General features: G+C 73.8%; 13 protein-coding genes, 2 rRNA genes and 1 pseudogene (1 of these 16 only partly in view). 2 read left to right on the top strand and 14 right to left on the bottom strand.

Features of this window, described 5'->3' with window-relative positions; translation table 11 throughout:
- Positions 1 to 33 precede the first annotated feature (33 nt).
- From O7627_RS14635 to O7627_RS14590, 10 genes and pseudogenes are all read right to left on the bottom strand, one after another.
- Positions 34 to 1,179, bottom strand: a complete 1,146-nt coding sequence (locus O7627_RS14635; protein ID WP_278094053.1) for a glycosyltransferase family 4 protein — start codon at positions 1,177 to 1,179, stop codon at positions 34 to 36.
- 253 nt (positions 1,180 to 1,432) lie between these two features.
- Positions 1,433 to 3,037: pseudogene (locus O7627_RS14630) on the bottom strand (lipid II flippase MurJ); the annotation flags it as partial.
- A 1-nt stretch (position 3,038) separates the two neighbouring features.
- On the bottom strand, positions 3,039 to 3,917 hold the full coding sequence (locus tag O7627_RS14625; RefSeq protein ID WP_278094052.1) for a hypothetical protein: 879 nt from the start codon (positions 3,915 to 3,917) through the stop codon (positions 3,039 to 3,041).
- Complete coding sequence (locus tag O7627_RS14620; protein WP_278094051.1) at positions 3,914 to 4,843, bottom strand: copper transporter; 930 nt, start codon at positions 4,841 to 4,843, stop codon at positions 3,914 to 3,916. The genes O7627_RS14625 and O7627_RS14620 overlap by 4 nt, the downstream gene beginning before the upstream one ends.
- Positions 4,844 to 4,871: 28 nt before the next feature.
- On the bottom strand, positions 4,872 to 6,050 hold the full coding sequence (steA, locus tag O7627_RS14615) for a putative cytokinetic ring protein SteA (protein ID WP_278094050.1): 1,179 nt from the start codon (positions 6,048 to 6,050) through the stop codon (positions 4,872 to 4,874).
- A 119-nt stretch (positions 6,051 to 6,169) separates the two neighbouring features.
- A complete protein-coding gene (recN, locus tag O7627_RS14610) occupies positions 6,170 to 7,927 on the bottom strand; it encodes a DNA repair protein RecN (protein WP_278094049.1) in 1,758 nt (585 codons plus the stop codon).
- Between the two features lie 58 nt (positions 7,928 to 7,985).
- Entirely contained in the window at positions 7,986 to 8,873 is an 888-nt protein-coding gene (locus O7627_RS14605; protein ID WP_278094048.1) for an NAD kinase, read from the bottom strand.
- A complete protein-coding gene (locus O7627_RS14600) occupies positions 8,873 to 9,700 on the bottom strand; it encodes a TlyA family RNA methyltransferase (protein WP_278094047.1) in 828 nt (275 codons plus the stop codon). Before O7627_RS14600 ends, O7627_RS14605 begins: the two co-directional genes overlap by 1 nt.
- A 25-nt stretch (positions 9,701 to 9,725) precedes the next feature.
- Positions 9,726 to 9,920 (bottom strand): hypothetical protein, encoded by a 195-nt coding sequence (locus O7627_RS37200; RefSeq protein ID WP_347404710.1) that lies wholly within the window; start codon positions 9,918 to 9,920, stop codon positions 9,726 to 9,728.
- 122 nt (positions 9,921 to 10,042) lie between these two features.
- On the bottom strand, positions 10,043 to 10,705 hold the full coding sequence (locus tag O7627_RS14590; protein ID WP_278094045.1) for a hypothetical protein: 663 nt from the start codon (positions 10,703 to 10,705) through the stop codon (positions 10,043 to 10,045).
- Between the two features lie 116 nt (positions 10,706 to 10,821).
- On the opposite strand from O7627_RS14590, the gene O7627_RS14585 reads away from it, so the two are divergent.
- The gene (locus O7627_RS14585) at positions 10,822 to 11,160 is read left to right on the top strand and encodes an SCP2 sterol-binding domain-containing protein (RefSeq protein WP_278094044.1); all 339 of its coding nucleotides are present in this window, start codon (positions 10,822 to 10,824) and stop codon (positions 11,158 to 11,160) included.
- A 75-nt stretch (positions 11,161 to 11,235) separates the two neighbouring features.
- On the opposite strand, the gene O7627_RS14580 is transcribed toward O7627_RS14585, so the two are convergent.
- Both O7627_RS14580 and O7627_RS14575 read right to left on the bottom strand, forming a co-directional pair.
- Positions 11,236 to 12,327 (bottom strand): HAD-IIA family hydrolase, encoded by a 1,092-nt coding sequence (locus tag O7627_RS14580; RefSeq protein WP_278098286.1) that lies wholly within the window; start codon positions 12,325 to 12,327, stop codon positions 11,236 to 11,238.
- A 26-nt stretch (positions 12,328 to 12,353) separates the two neighbouring features.
- Positions 12,354 to 13,214 carry a tetratricopeptide repeat protein gene (locus tag O7627_RS14575; RefSeq protein WP_278094043.1) on the bottom strand — a complete coding sequence of 287 codons (861 nt, stop codon included), beginning with the start codon at positions 13,212 to 13,214 and terminating at the stop codon, positions 12,354 to 12,356.
- 597 nt (positions 13,215 to 13,811) lie between these two features.
- On the opposite strand from O7627_RS14575, the gene O7627_RS14570 reads away from it, so the two are divergent.
- The gene (locus tag O7627_RS14570; RefSeq protein ID WP_278094042.1) at positions 13,812 to 14,483 is read left to right on the top strand and encodes a hypothetical protein; all 672 of its coding nucleotides are present in this window, start codon (positions 13,812 to 13,814) and stop codon (positions 14,481 to 14,483) included.
- Between the two features lie 502 nt (positions 14,484 to 14,985).
- Here the strand turns inward: O7627_RS14570 and rrf are convergent.
- Together rrf and O7627_RS14560 are read right to left on the bottom strand one after the other, a co-directional pair.
- A 5S ribosomal RNA gene (rrf, locus tag O7627_RS14565) occupies positions 14,986 to 15,102 on the bottom strand.
- Positions 15,103 to 15,194: 92 nt separating this feature from the next.
- Positions 15,195 to 16,275 (bottom strand): 23S ribosomal RNA (locus O7627_RS14560); it runs 2,031 nt beyond the window's last position.

Raw genomic sequence — 16,275 nt, 5'->3', positions numbered from 1 at the left:
GGCGCGCGGTCGTTGCCGATCGGCTGAGGCGCATCAGCCCCACCCCGCGTCGGCGCCGCCGGCGCACCGGTGCGGCGTCAGCTCCGCGTAGACCGCGAGGACGCCGTCGAGGGTGTCCTGCTCGGCCGGCCAACCGGCGGCCCGGGCGGCGCCCCGGCGCCCCAGCTCGGACCGCCGGTCCTCGTCGTCGAGCAGCTCCCGCACCGCCCGGTCGACCGCTGCCGGATCGCCCGGTGGCACCAGCACGGCCGCGTCGCCGACCAGGTCCGGCAGCCCGCCGACGGCGGTGGCCACCAGCGGCAGCCCGGCGCGTAACGCCTCCTGGGCGAAGAGCTGACGGGCCTCCCAGTCGCTGGTCACCACCGCCAGGTCCGCGCCCCGCAGCAGGTCCGCCACGTCGGTCCGGTGCCCGAGCAGGGTCACCGGCGCCCGGGCTGCCGAGATCCGGGCCGCCAGGGGCAGATAGCTCGGCCCGCTCCCGGCGATCACCACCACCGGTGGCGGTCGCCGGTCGCGCCAGCCCGCGGCGGCGTCGACAAGCACGTCGTAGCGCTTCTGCGGATGCAGCCGGCCGACCGAGAGCACCAGCGGCTGGTCGGGGCCGACGCCGAACTCGGCGCGCACCGCGGCCCGGGACCGGCCGGCGGGCGGCAGGTCGGGCGCGGCCACCGGGGCGAGCCGGGCGTCGGCCGCACCGAGGGCGGCCGCCCGGTCGACCAGGTCGGCGGAGGCGCCCAGCACGACCCGGGCCCGCCGGGCCACGAGCTGTTCGGCGAGCCGGCCGAGCCGGCCGCGTACGCCGCCGGCGAGCACCGCGTTGTGCCAGGTCACCACGAGCGGCTGGGCGGGTCGGGCCAGGGCGGCGACCAGGCCGGCGCGCAACCCGTGGGCGTGCACCACGTCCACCGGGTCGGCGAGGACCCGCCGCAGGGCGGCCACCGCCCGCGCGTCGGCGGGTGTCGGACTGGCCGGGATCTCGATCGGCACGAACGCGGCGCCGACGGCGGTGAAGTCGAACTGGGCCGCGGTCGCGGCCGGGCCGCAGACGGTGACCGTGACGCCGGCCGCCACCAGGCCCCGGGCCAGCGCGCGGACGTGCTGGCCGACCCCGCCGGTGCTGGAGGCCAGGACGAGGGCCACCGCGCCCGTCCACGGCCGGGCCGATGCCGGCGAACTCATCGCGACCCCCCGTCGCGGAGTTTCCGGCTCTTCGGTCCGCTGCGTGGGCTCACCCGCCCGCACCCCCGTCCTTCCGATCCGCGTCGGCCCGTTCCCCGCGGGCCACCCGCCCATCGACCCGCTGCGCTCCCGACCGACTCGCTCCGTCACCACCGACACCGCCGCCGGTGCCACCACCGGTACGGTCGCTGCCGACGTCACCAGCGCTGCCGGTGCTGTCCCGGCCAGCCCGGTTGCGGCCGGCCAGCCCGGTGAGCCGGCGGCCGACGGTGGCCAGCATCGGTCGTACGTCGTGCCGGTCCAGCGGGTAGGCCACCGCGAGAAACACGACCGCGACGACGGCTCCGGACAGCATGCCCTGTAGGAGGGCGTCCGGTTTCGTCGGGGTCCCGGAGCCCAGCACCACCAGCCACCGGGCGGTCAGTGCACCGGCCACCGCCGCCACGGTAGCGGCCAGGGCGCCGACCAGGCCGGAGCGGGTCAGCCCGGCCAGTGCGGCCCGACCGGCCCGGCGCGCCACCACGACGACAAGCACCCCGCCGAGCACCAGCATGCCGGCCGAGTTCGCCGCGGTGAGCGCGAACACCCGGTCGGCGGCGGGCAGCGCGTCGGCCAGCAGGATGGCGGCCAACGGTACGGCCAACCAGCCGGCGCCCGTCGCGACGGTGGCCGCCCGGGTCTCGCCCCGGGCGTAGAGGGCCCGGGACAGCAGCGCGAACAGCCCGTACCCGAGCAGACCAGGACCGAAGCCGGCGATGCCGGCCGCGACGGCGGCCGACCCGCTGACGCCGGGGAAGAACCGGGCCACCGGCCCGGCGGTGGCGATCAGCGCCGCCGCGCCCAGGCAGCTGAAGAGCAGCACCCGGCGGGCGGTGGGGGCCAGCGTGCGCCGGTAGCCGTCCTCGTCGCCGGCGGCGTGCGCCCCGGCCAGCGACGGGTACGCCGCCACGGCCAGCGGCACGGCCAGCACCGCCCACGGCAGCAGGTAGATCGTCTGGGCCAGGTTCCAGACCACCACCGTGCCGTCGGGTCCGCCGGCGGCGAGGCGGAGGGTGACCAGCAGCGCGATCTGCTGACCGGCGACGGTGACCCCGCCGGCCAGGGCGAGACCGGCGACCCGGGACCGGGCGTCGGCCGGCAGGGCGTACCCGGGGCGTAGCCGCAGCCGGAGCCGGCGCAGCGGGATGAGCAGCGACAGCGACAGCACCACCACGCCGAGGGTGGTGCCGACCGACAGGATCAGTTCGCCGGTCCGGTCGACCTGTGCGACGGTCAGTTCCCGGCCCTGGGTGGCGGCGAAGGTCAGGTAGACGCCGATGACGGTGACGCTGGACAGCAGCGGGGCGAGGACCGGCCAGGCGAACCGCCGGTGCGCCTGGAGCACCCCGGTGAGCACGATGCCCACCCCGTACAGCGGCAGTTGCGGGGCGAAGACCCGCAGCATCCGGACGCCGGCCGCGGCCTGCGCCGGCGGCAGGTCACCGCCGAGCGCCGCGATGATGGGTCCGGCCAGCAGCGCCACCGCCACCGCCAGCGGCGTCAGCAGGGTCACCGTCCAGGTCAACAGCGCCGCGGTGGTCGCCGACACCGCGGCCCGGTCGCCCGCCACGACGGCGCCGGCCAGCAGCGGTACGACCAGACTGGCCAGGGCGCCGCCGGCCACCAGCTCGAAGATGATGTTGGGGACGGTGTTGGCGATCAGGTAGATGTCGCCGAGGTCGCTGCGGTCGCCGACCACCCAGGTGAAGACGGCGGTCCGGCCGAAGCCGGCCAGTCGGCTCAGCACGGTCAGCGCGGCGATCAGCGCCGCGGCCCCGGCCACCCGTCCGGCGCCGGCGAGGGGTGCCGGTGTCGTCACGTCAGGAGGGTCGCCGGCCCAGCGCGTCCAGTTCGCGCAGCCCCCGGGTGTGCTGGATCACCTGGGTGAAGCTGACCCGCTCGCTGGCCGCGGTGAGGCCCGCGACGACCGCCAGGATGCCGGCCCGCCCGACCGGTCCGGTGCGGGCGGCCAGCGCCACCCCGAGCAGCGCGCCGAGCGCGTTCGCGCCGCTGTCGCCGACCATCACCTGCTCGTCCAGGTCGGCGGGGAGCAGCGCGGCGGCGGCTCCGACCGGGCCGGCGGCCAGCCCACCGGCCGGCCCCGGCAGCAGCGGGGCGCCGAGCAGCGTGCCTGCCTTCAACGCCCGACCGGGCCGCAGGTCGAAGAGGTTGACCAGGTTTGCCGTGCCGGCGATGACCCCGGCGGCAAGCAGCAGGTCGGCGGCGCGTCCGGCGGGGCCGAGCCGGCGGCGCCCGGGGTGGGTCCGGACCCCCGGATCGGCCGCGAGCAGGGCGGCGGCAGCCAGCCCCGCCGCCCCGACCCCAGCTATCTTGACCAGGCCGCTGGTCACCCGGCCCTGCCGCAGCGCGGCCAGGTGCCCGGCGAAGCCCTTCGCGGTCCGTTGCTCCGGGCGGGCGCCGACCACGTCGTCGTAGAGTCCGACCGCGCCGGAGCCGAGGCCGGCGACCAGCGCCGCCCCGGCGGCCGGCGCGCTGGGCGCGCCGACGGCCGCCCCGGTCGCGGCGGCCACGGCGAGCGCCGGACCGCCGGCGAGGCTGACCTCACGGCCCCGGAAGTTGGTCCGTCGCAGGGCCGGTGCGGCCGGGCCGGCCAGCACGGCGCGCAGGACCGCGCGGGCGGTCAGGGCGGCGGCGCCGGCGGCGCGGACCCGCCGGCGGGAGGCGGCTGGGGCGCTCACTCGGCGGGCGGCGGCAGCAGCGACGGGGTGTCCAGGCCGTACTGTCCGGCCCGGTTGGTGTCGAGCTGTTCGATGGTCGCCAAGGTGGCGCTCACCTGTCCCATCGGGGTGTTGGCGTTGTCGACGGTGGAGATGGTCCGCGACAGCGCGGGGTCGCCCCGGACAGCGGCGACCAGGTTACCGGCGTTCGATCCGCTGCCGGCCACGACGGTCACCCCGGCCTTGTCGAACTGTTCGACGACCCGGACCACCGAGCTGTCCTTCTTGGCCGCGTCCCGGTCGACGTAGGGCTGGCCGCTGACCACCACCACCGCCTCGGCCGAGCCGGTGAGGTCCTCGCTGGCGGTCAGGTACCCGGCGTCCTGGTACGCCTCCAGCAGCTCGGTCCGGTCGGCGGCCGTCACCGTCGTACCGTCGGTGCGGTCCAGCAGCACGCCGGCCAGCAGCGCGCTGGAGGTCTCGACGCCGTCGCTGTTGCCCGGTACGCCGTTGGCCGGCGGGGTGGGCGGTGCCGCCCGCGCGGCGAGGCTGAGCAGGTCGACGCTGTTGTCCGGGTTGACGAACTTGTCCTGGATGTCGATCCGGCCGGTGACCGTCGCTCCAGCCGTGGCGAGCATCTCGGTGACGCCGTCGACGTGTTCCTGGCCGCTCGGCAGGGCCAGGATGACGATCCGGCGCCCCTCCAGCCGCCCGCCGACCATTATCGGCGCGGCCTCGATGACGAACTCCTCCTCGCGCTGGACCTGCGCCTCCAGGCTGTTGACCGTCTCCCGCAGCTGCTCGTTGTTCTTCCGGAGCGCGTTGACGTTGTCGCTGAGCGAGTCGGCCACCGGACCGTTGAGCGCGGCGGTGCCCACCACCAGGCCGATGGCCAGGGCGAGGAAGACCGCGGTGAGCGATACCACGTGGTACCGAAAGTTGATCACGACAGAAGCCTCTTGATCAATTGTGGGCCTAGAAGAGCTGGCCGAGCTGGAACACGAAATTGTCCCACCACTCCGAGACCACGCCGAGATAGGCCTTACCGACGGTGGAGACCGCCACGGCGGACGCCATGGCGGCCACGGCGGAGAGCACCAGCAACAGCAGCGAGGAGCCGGAGATGCTCTGCCGGTACAGCCGGCTGACCCCCTTGGCGTCCACCAGCTTGCCGCCGACCTTGAGCCGGGTCAGGAACGTCGAGGCCATCCCGCCGCGCCCCTTGTCCAGGAACTCGACCAGGGTGGCGTGGGTACCGACGGCCACGATCAGCGACGCGCCCTTGCCGTCGGCGAGCAGCATCGCCAGATCCTCGCTGGTGGCCGCCGCCGGGAAGGTCTGGGCGGAGACACCCAACTGGTTGACCCGCTCCAGCCCCGGCGCCCGGCCGTCGGGGTAGGCGTGCACGATCACCTCGGCCCCGCAGCGCAGCACGTCGTCGGTGACCGAGTCCATGTCGCCGATGATCATGTCCGGGGTGTAGCCGGCCTCCACCAGCGCGTCCGCGCCGCCGTCCACCCCGATCAGCACCGGCTTGAACTCCCGGATGTACGGGCGCAGCACGTCCAGGTCGGCCTTGTAGTCGTACCCCCGGACCACGATCAGGCAGTGCCGGCCCCGGATGTGGGTCGCGACGTCGGGTACGCCGACCCCGTCCAGCAGCAGCTCCCGCTCCTGCTTGAGGTACTCCATGGTGTTGGCCGCGAACGCCTCCAGCTGGACGGAGAGCCCTTCCCGCGCGTCGGCCATCGCCTTGGCGACGCTCTCCTGGTCCTGCCGGATGCCGTGCGCCACCGCGTCGTCGTCCAGCAGCAGGGTGTTGCCGTCGATCCGGACCGTGTCGCCCTCCCGGACGTGCTGGAACACCCCCTCACCGAGGTCGTCCAGCAGCGGAATGCCGGCCTTGACCAGCACCTCCGGGCCGAGGTTGGGATACCGCCCGGAGACCGAGGGCTTGGCGTTGAGCACCGCGGCTACGCCCACCGCCACCAGCGAGTCGGCCGCCACCCGGTCCAGGTCGACATGGTCGATCACGGCGATGTCGCCCGGCCGCAGCCGACCGACCAGGCGCTTGGTCCGGCGGTCGAGGCGTGCGGTGCCGACGACGACGCCCGGTTCTGCGCTCCGGGCCCGGCGAAACGTGGGAAGACGCATCGTGACCATCCTGGCATGTGAGGCAGAGCTTTCTGTCGCGACATGCCTGAGCAGAGCCGCCATACCAAGGGAAGCACATCAGGCGCGACCCAGGCGTGACACCCGTCACACTACCCGATTCAGGGCCGTCGTTCCCGGGCCGCCACCGCCAACAACTCCTCCGCGTGCGCGATGCCCAGATCCGAGTCGGGCAGCCCGGCCAGCATCCGGGCCAGCTCCCGGGCCCGGTCGGTGTCCTCGACCACCCGCACCCCGCTGGTGGTCACCGCCCCGCCGGTGTCCTTCGCCACCACCAGGTGCCGGTCCGCGAAAGCGGCCACCTGCGGCAGGTGGGTGACGACCAGCACCTGGTGGCTGCGGGCCAACCGGGCCAGCCGGCGCCCGATCTCGACCGCGGCCTGCCCGCCCACCCCGGCGTCCACCTCGTCGAAGACCAACGTCGGCGGCCCGCCCGAACCGGCGAACACCACCTCGATGGCGAGCATCACCCGGGACAGCTCACCGCCGGAGGCACCCCGCTGCAACGGCAGCGACGGCGCCCCCGGGTGCGCCATCAGCCGCAGCTCCACCTCGTCGGCGCCGTCCGGCCCGACGGCGGTCTCCACCCCGTCGACGGTGACCGTCGGCTCGCCCCGGCCGGCCGGACGGGGCAGCACCGCCAACTCGATCCGGGCGTGCGGCATGGCCAGTCCCGCCAGCTCCACCGTGACCTGGTCGGCGAACCGACCGGCCGCCTCCCGACGGGCCGCCGACAGTCGGGCGGCCAGCTCGGCGACCTGACCGGCCAGCCGCTGCCGTTCCCGGTCCAGTTCGTCCAGCAGCTCGTCGGAGGTGTCCAGGTCGGACAGCCGGGTCCGGGCCCGGTCCGCCCAGGCGATCACCCCGTCGACGTCGTCGGCGTACTTGCGGGTCAACGCCCGCAGCGCGGCCCGCCGCTCGTAGACGGTCTGCAACCGCGCCGGGTCCGCGTCCAACCCCGCCAGGTACGCCGACAGCTCGGCGGCCACGTCCCCGACCAGGGTCGCCGCCTCCTCCAGCCGGGCCGACAGGTCACCGAGGACCCGGTCCACCCCGGCCTGCGCCTCCAGGGTCCGCCGGGCCAGGCCCAGCAGCGCGGTGGCGTCCGGTGTCTCGTCGGTCGGCTCGGCCCCGCCCGCGACGCACTGCTGTGCGGTCTGCGCCGCCGTCCGCAACCCCTCGGCGTGCTCCAGCCGCTGGGCCTCGGCCTTCAGCTCCTCATCCTCGCCCGGCTGCGGGTCGACCCGGGTGATCTCGTCCAGGCCCAGTCGCAGCAGGTCCGCCTCCTGGTTGCGTTCCCGCGCGTTGCGGCGCCGGTCGGCCAGGTCGTCACAGACCCGGCGCCACTGCGCGTACGCCTCCCGCAGGGTCTCCAGCAGCTTCTCGTGTTCCGGCCCGGCGAAACGGTCCAGCGCGGCCCGCTGCTCGGCCGGGCGCAGCAGTCGCAACTGGTCGGACTGGCCGTGCACGGCCACCACCTGGTCACCGACCTCGCTGAGCATGGCGATCGGCATACTCCGCCCGCCGACGTGCGCGCGGGACCGGCCCTCCGCGGTGACCGCGCGGCTGAGCAGCACGGATCCGTCGTCGTCGACCTCACCGCCGGCGTCGGCGATCCGGGTGTGCACCGCGGTGGCGGCCGGCTCGACCAGCCGCAGCCGGCCCTCCACCACCGCCCGGCCCGGATCGGCCCGGACCCGGCCGGCGTCCGCCCGGCCGCCGAAGAGCAGCCCCAGCCCGGTCACCACCATGGTCTTGCCGGCCCCGGTCTCGCCGGTGATGACATTCATCCCGGCGCTCAGCGGCAGGATGGTGTCCTCGATGACGCCCAGTCCGGTGATGCGCAGCTCTTCCAGCACAGCAACCGACAGTAGTAGCGCGCCCCGACAGTTGACCACCCGGCACGCGCCCCGGATGTCAGCGGCGGCTGCCCCGCCAGCCGTGTACCGGCAGTCCGAACTTCGCCACCAGCCGGTCGGTGAACTCCCGCGCCCGCAGCCGGACCACCCGTACCGGCAGGGCGCCCCGCTGCACCGTGACCCGGGCCCCCGGCGGCAGGTCGTACACCCGCCGTCCGTCGCAGGTCAGCACCGCCAACGCGGTGAACGGGTCGACCGTGATCGACAGCGTCGAGGTGGGTGCGGTCACCACCGGCCGGCTGAACAGGGCGTGCGCGCTGATCGGGACCAGCAGCAGCGCCTCCACCTCGGGCCAGACCACCGGCCCGCCGGCCGAGAACGCGTACGCCGTCGACCCGGTGGGGGTGGCGCAGACCACACCGTCGCAGCCGTACCGGGACAGCGGGCGGCCGTCGACGTCGACGAGCAGTTCGAGCATCTGCGCCCGGCTGCCCTTCTCCACACTCACCTCGTTGAGCGCCCACGACTCGATCGTCGGTCCCCCGTCGAACTCGGCGCGTACGTCGAGGGTGAGGCGCTCATCCACTGTGTAGTTGCGCCGGACGATGTCGCCCACCGCGCGGTCGAGGTCGTCGATCTCCGCCTCGGCGAGAAAGCCCACCTTGCCGAGGTTGATGCCGAGCAGCGGCGCCTTCGCCGGCCGGGCCAGCTCGGCGGCGCGCAGGAAGGTCCCGTCCCCACCCAACGCGAAGACGATCTCGGCGCCCTCGGCCGCGGCGGCCGTCCCGTCGACCGGCACCACACCCGGCAGGTGCAGGTCGCCGGCCTCCTCCGCCATGACCCGGACCTCGAAACCCGCCGCGATCAGGTCCGCCGCGACGGTCCGGGCATGCTCGGTGCTGCGCCGCCGACCGGTGTGCGTCACGAGCAGTGCCGTCCGACTCATCAGTCCCCCTCCCCGACCGGCGTCGCCGGCCCGGTGGCCACGATGGCGCGTACCCGCGACTCGTCCGCCGGCGGCGCACCCCTACGCAGCCATACGAAGAACTCGACATTTCCGCTCGGACCCGGCAGTGGGCTTGTTGTCACACCGGCCACGCCCAGGCCGAGTTCCGCGGCGGTCGCCGCGACCGCGAGGACCGCGTCGGCCCGGTGCTCCGGATCGCGCACCACCCCGCCCGCCCCGACCCGGTCCCGGCCCACCTCGAACTGCGGCTTGACCATCAGTGCCAGGTCGCCGTCGGCGACCGTGCAGGCGGCCAGCGCCGGCAGCACCAGCCGCAGCGAGATGAAGGAGAGATCAGCCACGGTCAACTCCACCGGCCCGCCGATCGTCACCGGTTCCAGGGTGCGCACATTGGTCCGCTCGAAGACCCGGACCCGGGGATCGCCGCGCAACGCCCAGGCCAGCTGCCCGTAGCCGACGTCGACCGCGACCACCTCGGCCGCGCCGGAGCGCAACAGCACGTCGGTGAAGCCACCGGTGGAGGCACCGGCGTCCAGGCACCGGCGGCCGCTCACCAGCAGGCCCACCGGCCCGAACGCGGCCAGCGCACCGGCGAGCTTGTGGCCGCCCCGCGACACGTACTCCTGGCCGGGGTCGCCGCCGGTGACCAGGACCGGTTCGGCCGGGTCGACCATCGCCGCGACCTTGTGCGCGGGCACCCCGCGGACCCGGACCCGGCCCGCCGCCACCAGCGCGGCGGCCTGCTCGCGGGACCGGGCCAGGCCACGGCGGACGAGTTCGGCGTCGAGGCGGGTACGACGTGCCATGAGCTGGCTCTCCGAGGGACTGGGCTCACGCCTGGTCGATGGTGGCAAGGGTTTCCTGCAGCGTCCGCAGCGCCGCCTCGTACTGCGCGATCTGGTCCGCCGGTGGCAGGTCCGCCGCGTTCGCGATCGCCTGCAGCGCCGCGTCGACGGCCGCGTGTCCGGAACCGCCGTCGTCGGCCGCGGCGTCCCCGCGCCGATCCCAAGATCCGGGTACGGCCACCGGCCCGCCTGGTCCCGGCACCGTCCCGGCCGGCACCGTCCCGGCGGGTGGCGCTCCGACCGGCGGCGCCGACGGCACGCCGGGGCCTCGGGGCGGGAACGGTCGGGGCACCGGCCCGGAGGTCACGGCGCGATCCGGGGATCGGCCGGCGGCGGACTCGCCGTGGCCGCCCGGCCGGTCTGGTCGGTGCTGGTCACGGTCGCGCCGGTCCGCTTGGCCACGGCCTTCTTCGCGACCGCCTTCTTCGCGACCGCCTTCTTGGCCACGGCCTTCTTGGCCACCGCCTTCGTCGCCGTGGCCTTCGTCGCCGCGGCTGGTCCGGCGGTCGCCTCCTTGGCCGCGGCTGGTCCGGCTGCCGCCTTCTTCGCCGCCTTCTTCGCGGCCTTCTTCGCCACGGCGTTGGTGGCCGGGATCGGCGCGATCTGCGCCGCGCCGCCGGCCGGACCGGCCGTCGACCGGGTCGCCGATCCGGTACCGGCCGTCGATTCGGCGGCTCGCAGCTGCCGCTCCAGCCGGGCCACCCGGTCGGTGAGCGCCGCCACCTCCTCGGCGGTGGCGAGCCCGACGGCCGCCAGTGCCCGGTCCACCTCGACCCCGACGATCCTGGTCAGCGCCTCCCGGTTGGCCACTCCGGCGGCGAGCAGATCCTCAGCCAGCCCCTGCAGCTGCGCCGCGGTGGCCCCGCTCTGGCCGACCAGCTTCCTGGCCACGTTCTGGGCGCGCTTGCGCGAGGCCTCGGTGAGCCCGAGGGCCAGCTCCAGATAGGCCCGCCATGCGTCCTGCATGCCCGAATCCTTCCACGGTGCCAACTGTTCCGCTGCCACGCTACCGGGCGCCGGTTACCGTTCCGTGCGGTACCGTGCCGGAGGAATGCGCGTGGCGTACCGCGAGGGGGAATCGAGTGGCCAGCGTTGACGAGTGCCGGCAGGCGTTGACCGAGTTGGCGGCCAAGATGGCCGCCAACGCCGACCAGGTCCGTAACCGGGTGAACCTCGACCGGACCCTGGCCTGCCGGATCACCGATCTCGGGGCGGCGTTCCACGGCCGGATCGCCGACGGCCGGCTGGTCGACCTCGCCGACGGCGACGACCCGAAGGCGAAGATCGCTCTCAACACGTCAAGCGACGACCTGCTCCGGCTGGTTCGCGGCGAGCTCGACCTACCCAAGGCGCTCGCTGCCCGCCGGGTGTCCCTGCAGGCCAACCCCCTGGACCTGCTCAAGCTGCGCAAGCTCCTCTGACTATCCCCGGCAGCCGCGGCTCTCCCCTGGCTGGGACTGTCCGCACGGCGCTGGGCCGCCGGCATGTCGGCCCGATCAGTCGGCCAGGCCCAGGGCGCGCAGCGCGTCACCGGCCGGCGCCGAGCCGGGCCTGATCCACGACCCGTTCCGCCGGTCGCGCTCCGCCCCGGCGTGGGCGCCGGTCCACGCCGCCGCACAGAGCGCCCGGACCGCCCCGAGCGCCGTCCCGGCACCGGTCAGCAGGAGGCCTGCGTCCGAGTCGGTGACCGACCAGCTTTCGCCGCCGGCACCCGCCCCGGGCGGCTCGTCGACGTCCCGGCCCGCCGACCCCGGACCGCCCGGCAGCCGGATCACCGCGTCCGGGTCCACCAGACCGGTCAGGTCCGCCGCCACGTAGGTGGGTCGTGCGGTGGAGGGCGCGGTCAACAACTCGGCCACCGTGCTCACTCCGGTCAGGACGAGCAGGCTGTCCATCTCGGCCCGGACGGCGCCCTCGATGTCGGTGTCGAGCCGGTCACCCACCACCAGTGGGCGGCCCGCGCCGCTGCGCTCGGCGGCGGTCCGGAACAGGCCGGGTTCCGGCTTTCCGATCACCAGGTCCGGACCTCGGCCGAGGGCGGTACGCAGCGCGGCGATCAAGGAGCCGTTGCCCGGTAGCGGTCCGCGCGGGCTCGGCAGGGTGCGGTCGGCGTTCGTCGCGACCCAGGTCGCCCCCGCCCGGATGGCCACGGCCGCCTCGGCCAGGTCGGACCAGCCGACCCCCGGCCCGTACCCCTGGACCACCGCCACCGGCGCCGAACCGGCGTCGGCGACCACCCGCAGGCCAACGGCCTGGATCTCCTCCCGGAGCGCGTCCGCGCCGACCACCAGCACCGGTGCGTCCGCGGCCAGCCGGCCCGCCAGCTCGGCAGCGGCCGCGGCGGCCGAGGTCAGCACCTCATCGGCCACCGCCTCCACACCCATCCCGCTCAACAGGCCGGCCACCTCGGCCGAACGCCGCGAGGCGTTGTTGGTGACGAACGCCAACTGTCGCGATTCGGCCCGCAGCTGGCGTACCACCTCAACCGCGACCGGGATGGGCCGGTCGATCAGGTAGAGGACCCCGTCCAGATCGAGCTGGACCAGGTCGTACCCGTCCACCAACCGGCCACCGCCGCCTTCGGTCACATCGCCCTCGTTCACGGTGCCCTCGGTCATGGTGCCGGCGGGCCGGGCTGCCTGGCCCCGGTGCCGTCCGGCAGCGCCTCGGCGGGCACCTGAGCGGCCGGTTGCTCGCCCTCCAGGGTGCCGCCGACGCCATCTGGTCGTGCCTCCGCCGGCTCGGGCCCGCCTTCCCCGCCCGTATCCCCGGCACGCTCGCCGACGGTGTCCACATCGTCGTGAGGGTCGCTGGCTACCCGGTCGTCGGACTCCTCGGCCTCGTCGTCGTCGAACTCTCCGACGGCCTGCTCGGCCAGGTCCTCGGGCTCGTCGTCACCTTCGATGACCACGCCGTCGAGTTCGAGCAGCCGCTCGGCCGCGTCGGTCTCGGCGTCGGGATCCGCGTCGGCGGCGCGGGCGAACCACTCGCGCGCCTCGTCCCGTCGGCCGACCGACAACAGCGAATCCGCGTACGCGTACCGCAACCGCGCGGCCCACGGCTCGGTGGAGTCGCCCGACAGCTCGCGGACCTGCAGCATCGCCACCGCCGCGTCGCCCTGGCCCAGGTCAGCGCGGGCGCCGGCGGCGACGATCAGCAACTCGATCGCGCCGGCCTGGTCCAGCAGATCCCGGTTCGCGCCCCGGAACAGGTCGATGGCCCGCTCCGGCCGCCCCAGCGCCCGCTCGCAGTCGGCCAGCACCGCCAGGTGGGTCTGCAAACCGGACATCCGGTGGTACGTGCGCAGCTCCGCGATCGCCGGCTGCCACTCACCCGCCCGGTAGGCCGCCAGGCCGACGGCCTCGCGTACCGCCGCGATCCGGGACGCGAGCCGTCGCGCCGCCAGCGCGTGCGCGAGCGCCTCGGTGGGATCGTCCTCGATCAGCCGGCCGGCCGCGACCAGGTGCCGGGCCACCGTCTCGGCGACCGGCTTGGCCAGCGAGAGCAGCTCGGCCCGGACCGTCTTGTCCAGGTCCGACGCCTCGATGTCATCGGGCAGGGCAGGTCCCCGGGCGGCGTCGATCGGCGGACCGACCCGATCCGCCCGCTCGACCCCGTCGCCGTAACCGTGCCGGTCGGGGCGACCACCGCGGTCATCCCGACCATCTCGATCGTCCCGGGGCCGTCGATCGTCCCGGGGCCGTCGATCGTCCCGGTGGCGGCGATCCTCGTAGGGCCGGTCCCCGCCCCGGTAACGGTCCCGCGGAGAGCCCGGATCCCCGCCACTGGTCCCGGGTCGGAACCCGCGTGGGCCGCCGCCGTCGCGTCGATCCGAGGTTCGGTGGTCCTGCCGGGGCCCGGAACGGTAGCCACCGGCCGGCCGCCCGCCACCCCGGCTGTCGCCGTCACGCGGACCGGACCGGAAGCCCTCGCCCCGGCTGTCACTGTCCCTCGGACCGGACCGGAAGCCCTCGGTTCGCCGGCTGTCGCCGCCACGATTGCCGGAGGCGGGTCCACTGCGGTCCCGAGAGTCGAAGGTACGAGGTCCGTCCCGGAAGCCGCCCTCGCGCCGTTGGTATCCGCCCGCGTCGCGGTCCCGGGAATACCCGCCGCTGGTCGGCCCACCAGCCGCGCGGTCACGTCGGGCCCGGTCCCCGTCGTCGCCCCGGTTCCATCCGGGGCCGTCGCCCTGACGGCTCCTGTCATACCCGCCCGGGCCAACCCGGTCATCGTCCCGGCCGCCCTGGTAGCCGCCCCGACCAGCGCGGTCGCCGTCCCGGCCGCCTCGGTAACCGCCGCGCCCGTCCTGGTAGCCGCCGCCGTCACGACGGCCGTCGCCGTCGCGCTGGTCACCCCGGAATCCGCCGGACCGGAAACCGCCGTCCCGCGAACCGCCGCGGGTGTCCCGAGGACCATCGTCCCGACGCCCGCCGGAAGCGAATCCGCTTCGAGCCTCACCGGGACCGCGGTACTCGCCGCCGCGTGGGTAGCCACCCTCGCGGGCGCCACCGCCGGCGCGATAGCCCTCGGTCCGGTGGCCGTCGCCGCGACCTCCGCCGGCCCGCGGCGGGCCTCCCCGGCCCTGGCGGCTGTCGCCATCCCGCCGGGCGTCCGGGTCCCTCCCGAGGTCGCGATCACCTCGGCCAGCGCTGTCGCGCCGCGGCCCAGCGCCGTCGCGAGGGCGGAAACCGCCGCCCCGGCGTTCGCCGTCGCGGCCCTGGCCGCCGCGGAAGCCCGCCCCTGAGTCCCGGGAATCGCGGAAATCCCGACGGCGATCGTCCGAACCGCGGTAGCCGCGATCAGGGCGCTGCTCGCCACCGTAGCCACCGCTGCCCTGGTAGCCGCCGGAACGGTAACCGCCGTCGCGGCCGGAGCCCGGGGAACCGCCTCGGTCCGACCTGCCGTCGCGGCCGGAGGAGTAGCCGCCGGAGCGCCGGTCGCCGGACCCGCCGACGCCACCACGCTGACCGTCGCGGCGGGGACCGCCACCGAAGCCGCCCCGATCGGACGAACCCGCGCGCGAGTCGCGATCACCACGGTACGGCGGGCGACCGCCGTCGCGCGCCGACCCGTCGCGCCGACCATCACCGCCGCGGCGGTCGTCCTGGCCGCGCTGACGGTCTCCGTCATGCGCTCCTGAGCTCACAGGTTCATCCTTCCCTATGGCGCCGGCCGGCCTACCTGGCCCCTGGCACCTGCAACACAGTCAAGGGCCACCCTGTTGGGTGGCCCTTGACCGGAAGTGTGTCCGGCGGTGTCCTACTCTCCCACACCCTCCCGGGTGCAGTACCATCGGCGCTGGAGGGCTTAGCTTCCGGGTTCGGAATGTTGCCGGGCGTTTCCCCTCCGCCATGACCGCCGTAACCTTATCGACTTATCAAACACACCCGCACCCGACACGTCGGGGGTCGTGTTCGCTTGTCGTGAGTTGCACAGTGGACGCGTAGCAGCTTTGTAGGTCAAGTCCTCGGCCTATTAGTACCGGTCAACTGAACCCGTTACCGGGCTTACATTTCCGGCCTATCAACCCAGTCGTCTAGCTGGGGGCCTTACCCCTGTCACCAGGGTGGGATACCTCATCTTGAAGCGAGCTTCCCGCTTAGATGCTTTCAGCGGTTATCCCTTCCGAACGTAGCCAACCAGCCGTGCCCCTGGCGGGACAACTGGCACACCAGAGGTTCGTCCGTCCCGGTCCTCTCGTACTAGGGACAGCCCTTCTCAAGTATCCTACGCGCACGGCGGATAGGGACCGAACTGTCTCACGACGTTCTAAACCCAGCTCGCGTACCGCTTTAATGGGCGAACAGCCCAACCCTTGGGACCTGCTACAGCCCCAGGATGCGACGAGCCGACATCGAGGTGCCAAACCATCCCGTCGATATGGACTCTTGGGGAAGATCAGCCTGTTATCCCCGGGGTACCTTTTATCCGTTGAGCGACACCGCTTCCACTCGCAAGTGCCGGATCACTAGTCCCGACTTTCGTCCCTGCTCGACCTGTCAGTCTCACAGTCAAGCTCCCTTGTGTACTTGCACTCAACACCTGATTGCCAACCAGGCTGAGGGAACCTTTGGGCGCCTCCGTTACATTTTGGGAGGCAACCGCCCCAGTTAAACTACCCACCAGACACTGTCCCTGAACCGGATCACGGTCCGAAGTTAGATACCCGAATTCAACAGAGTGGTATTTCAAGATTGCCTCCACCCGTACTGGCGTACGAGCTTCACCGGCTCCCACCTATCCTACACAATTCAATTCAGATACCAATGTCAAGCTATAGTAAAGGTCCCGGGGTCTTTCCGTCCTGCCGCGCGTAACGAGCATCTTTACTCGTAATGCAATTTCGCCGGGCCTGTGGTTGAGACAGTGGGGAAGTCGTTACGCCATTCGTGCAGGTCGGAACTTACCCGACAAGGAATTTCGCTACCTTAGGATGGTTATAGTTACCACCGCCGTTTACTGGCGCTTAAGTTCTCAGCTTCGCCCCCGAAAGAGCTAACCGGTCCCCTTAACGTTCCAGCACCGGGCAGGCGTCA

The sequence above is a fragment of the Solwaraspora sp. WMMD1047 genome (assembly GCF_029626155.1).
Classification (GTDB): Bacteria; Actinomycetota; Actinomycetes; order Mycobacteriales; family Micromonosporaceae; genus WMMD1047.
Note: the sequence above shows the minus strand (reverse complement) of the source record. Positions and strands in the feature narration are given on the sequence as shown.

Bases quoted from the DNA above. Each gene is read 5' to 3' on its own strand.
- O7627_RS14635 (WP_278094053.1), bottom strand. From the start codon at position 1,179: ATGAGTTCGCCGGCATCGGCCCGGCCGTGGACGGGCGCGGTGGCCCTC.
- steA (WP_278094050.1), bottom strand. From the start codon at position 6,050: ATGCGTCTTCCCACGTTTCGCCGGGCCCGGAGCGCAGAACCGGGCGTC.
- O7627_RS14605 (WP_278094048.1), bottom strand. From the start codon at position 8,873: ATGAGTCGGACGGCACTGCTCGTGACGCACACCGGTCGGCGGCGCAGC.
- O7627_RS14600 (WP_278094047.1), bottom strand. From the start codon at position 9,700: ATGGCACGTCGTACCCGCCTCGACGCCGAACTCGTCCGCCGTGGCCTG.
- O7627_RS14590 (WP_278094045.1), bottom strand. From the start codon at position 10,705: ATGCAGGACGCATGGCGGGCCTATCTGGAGCTGGCCCTCGGGCTCACC.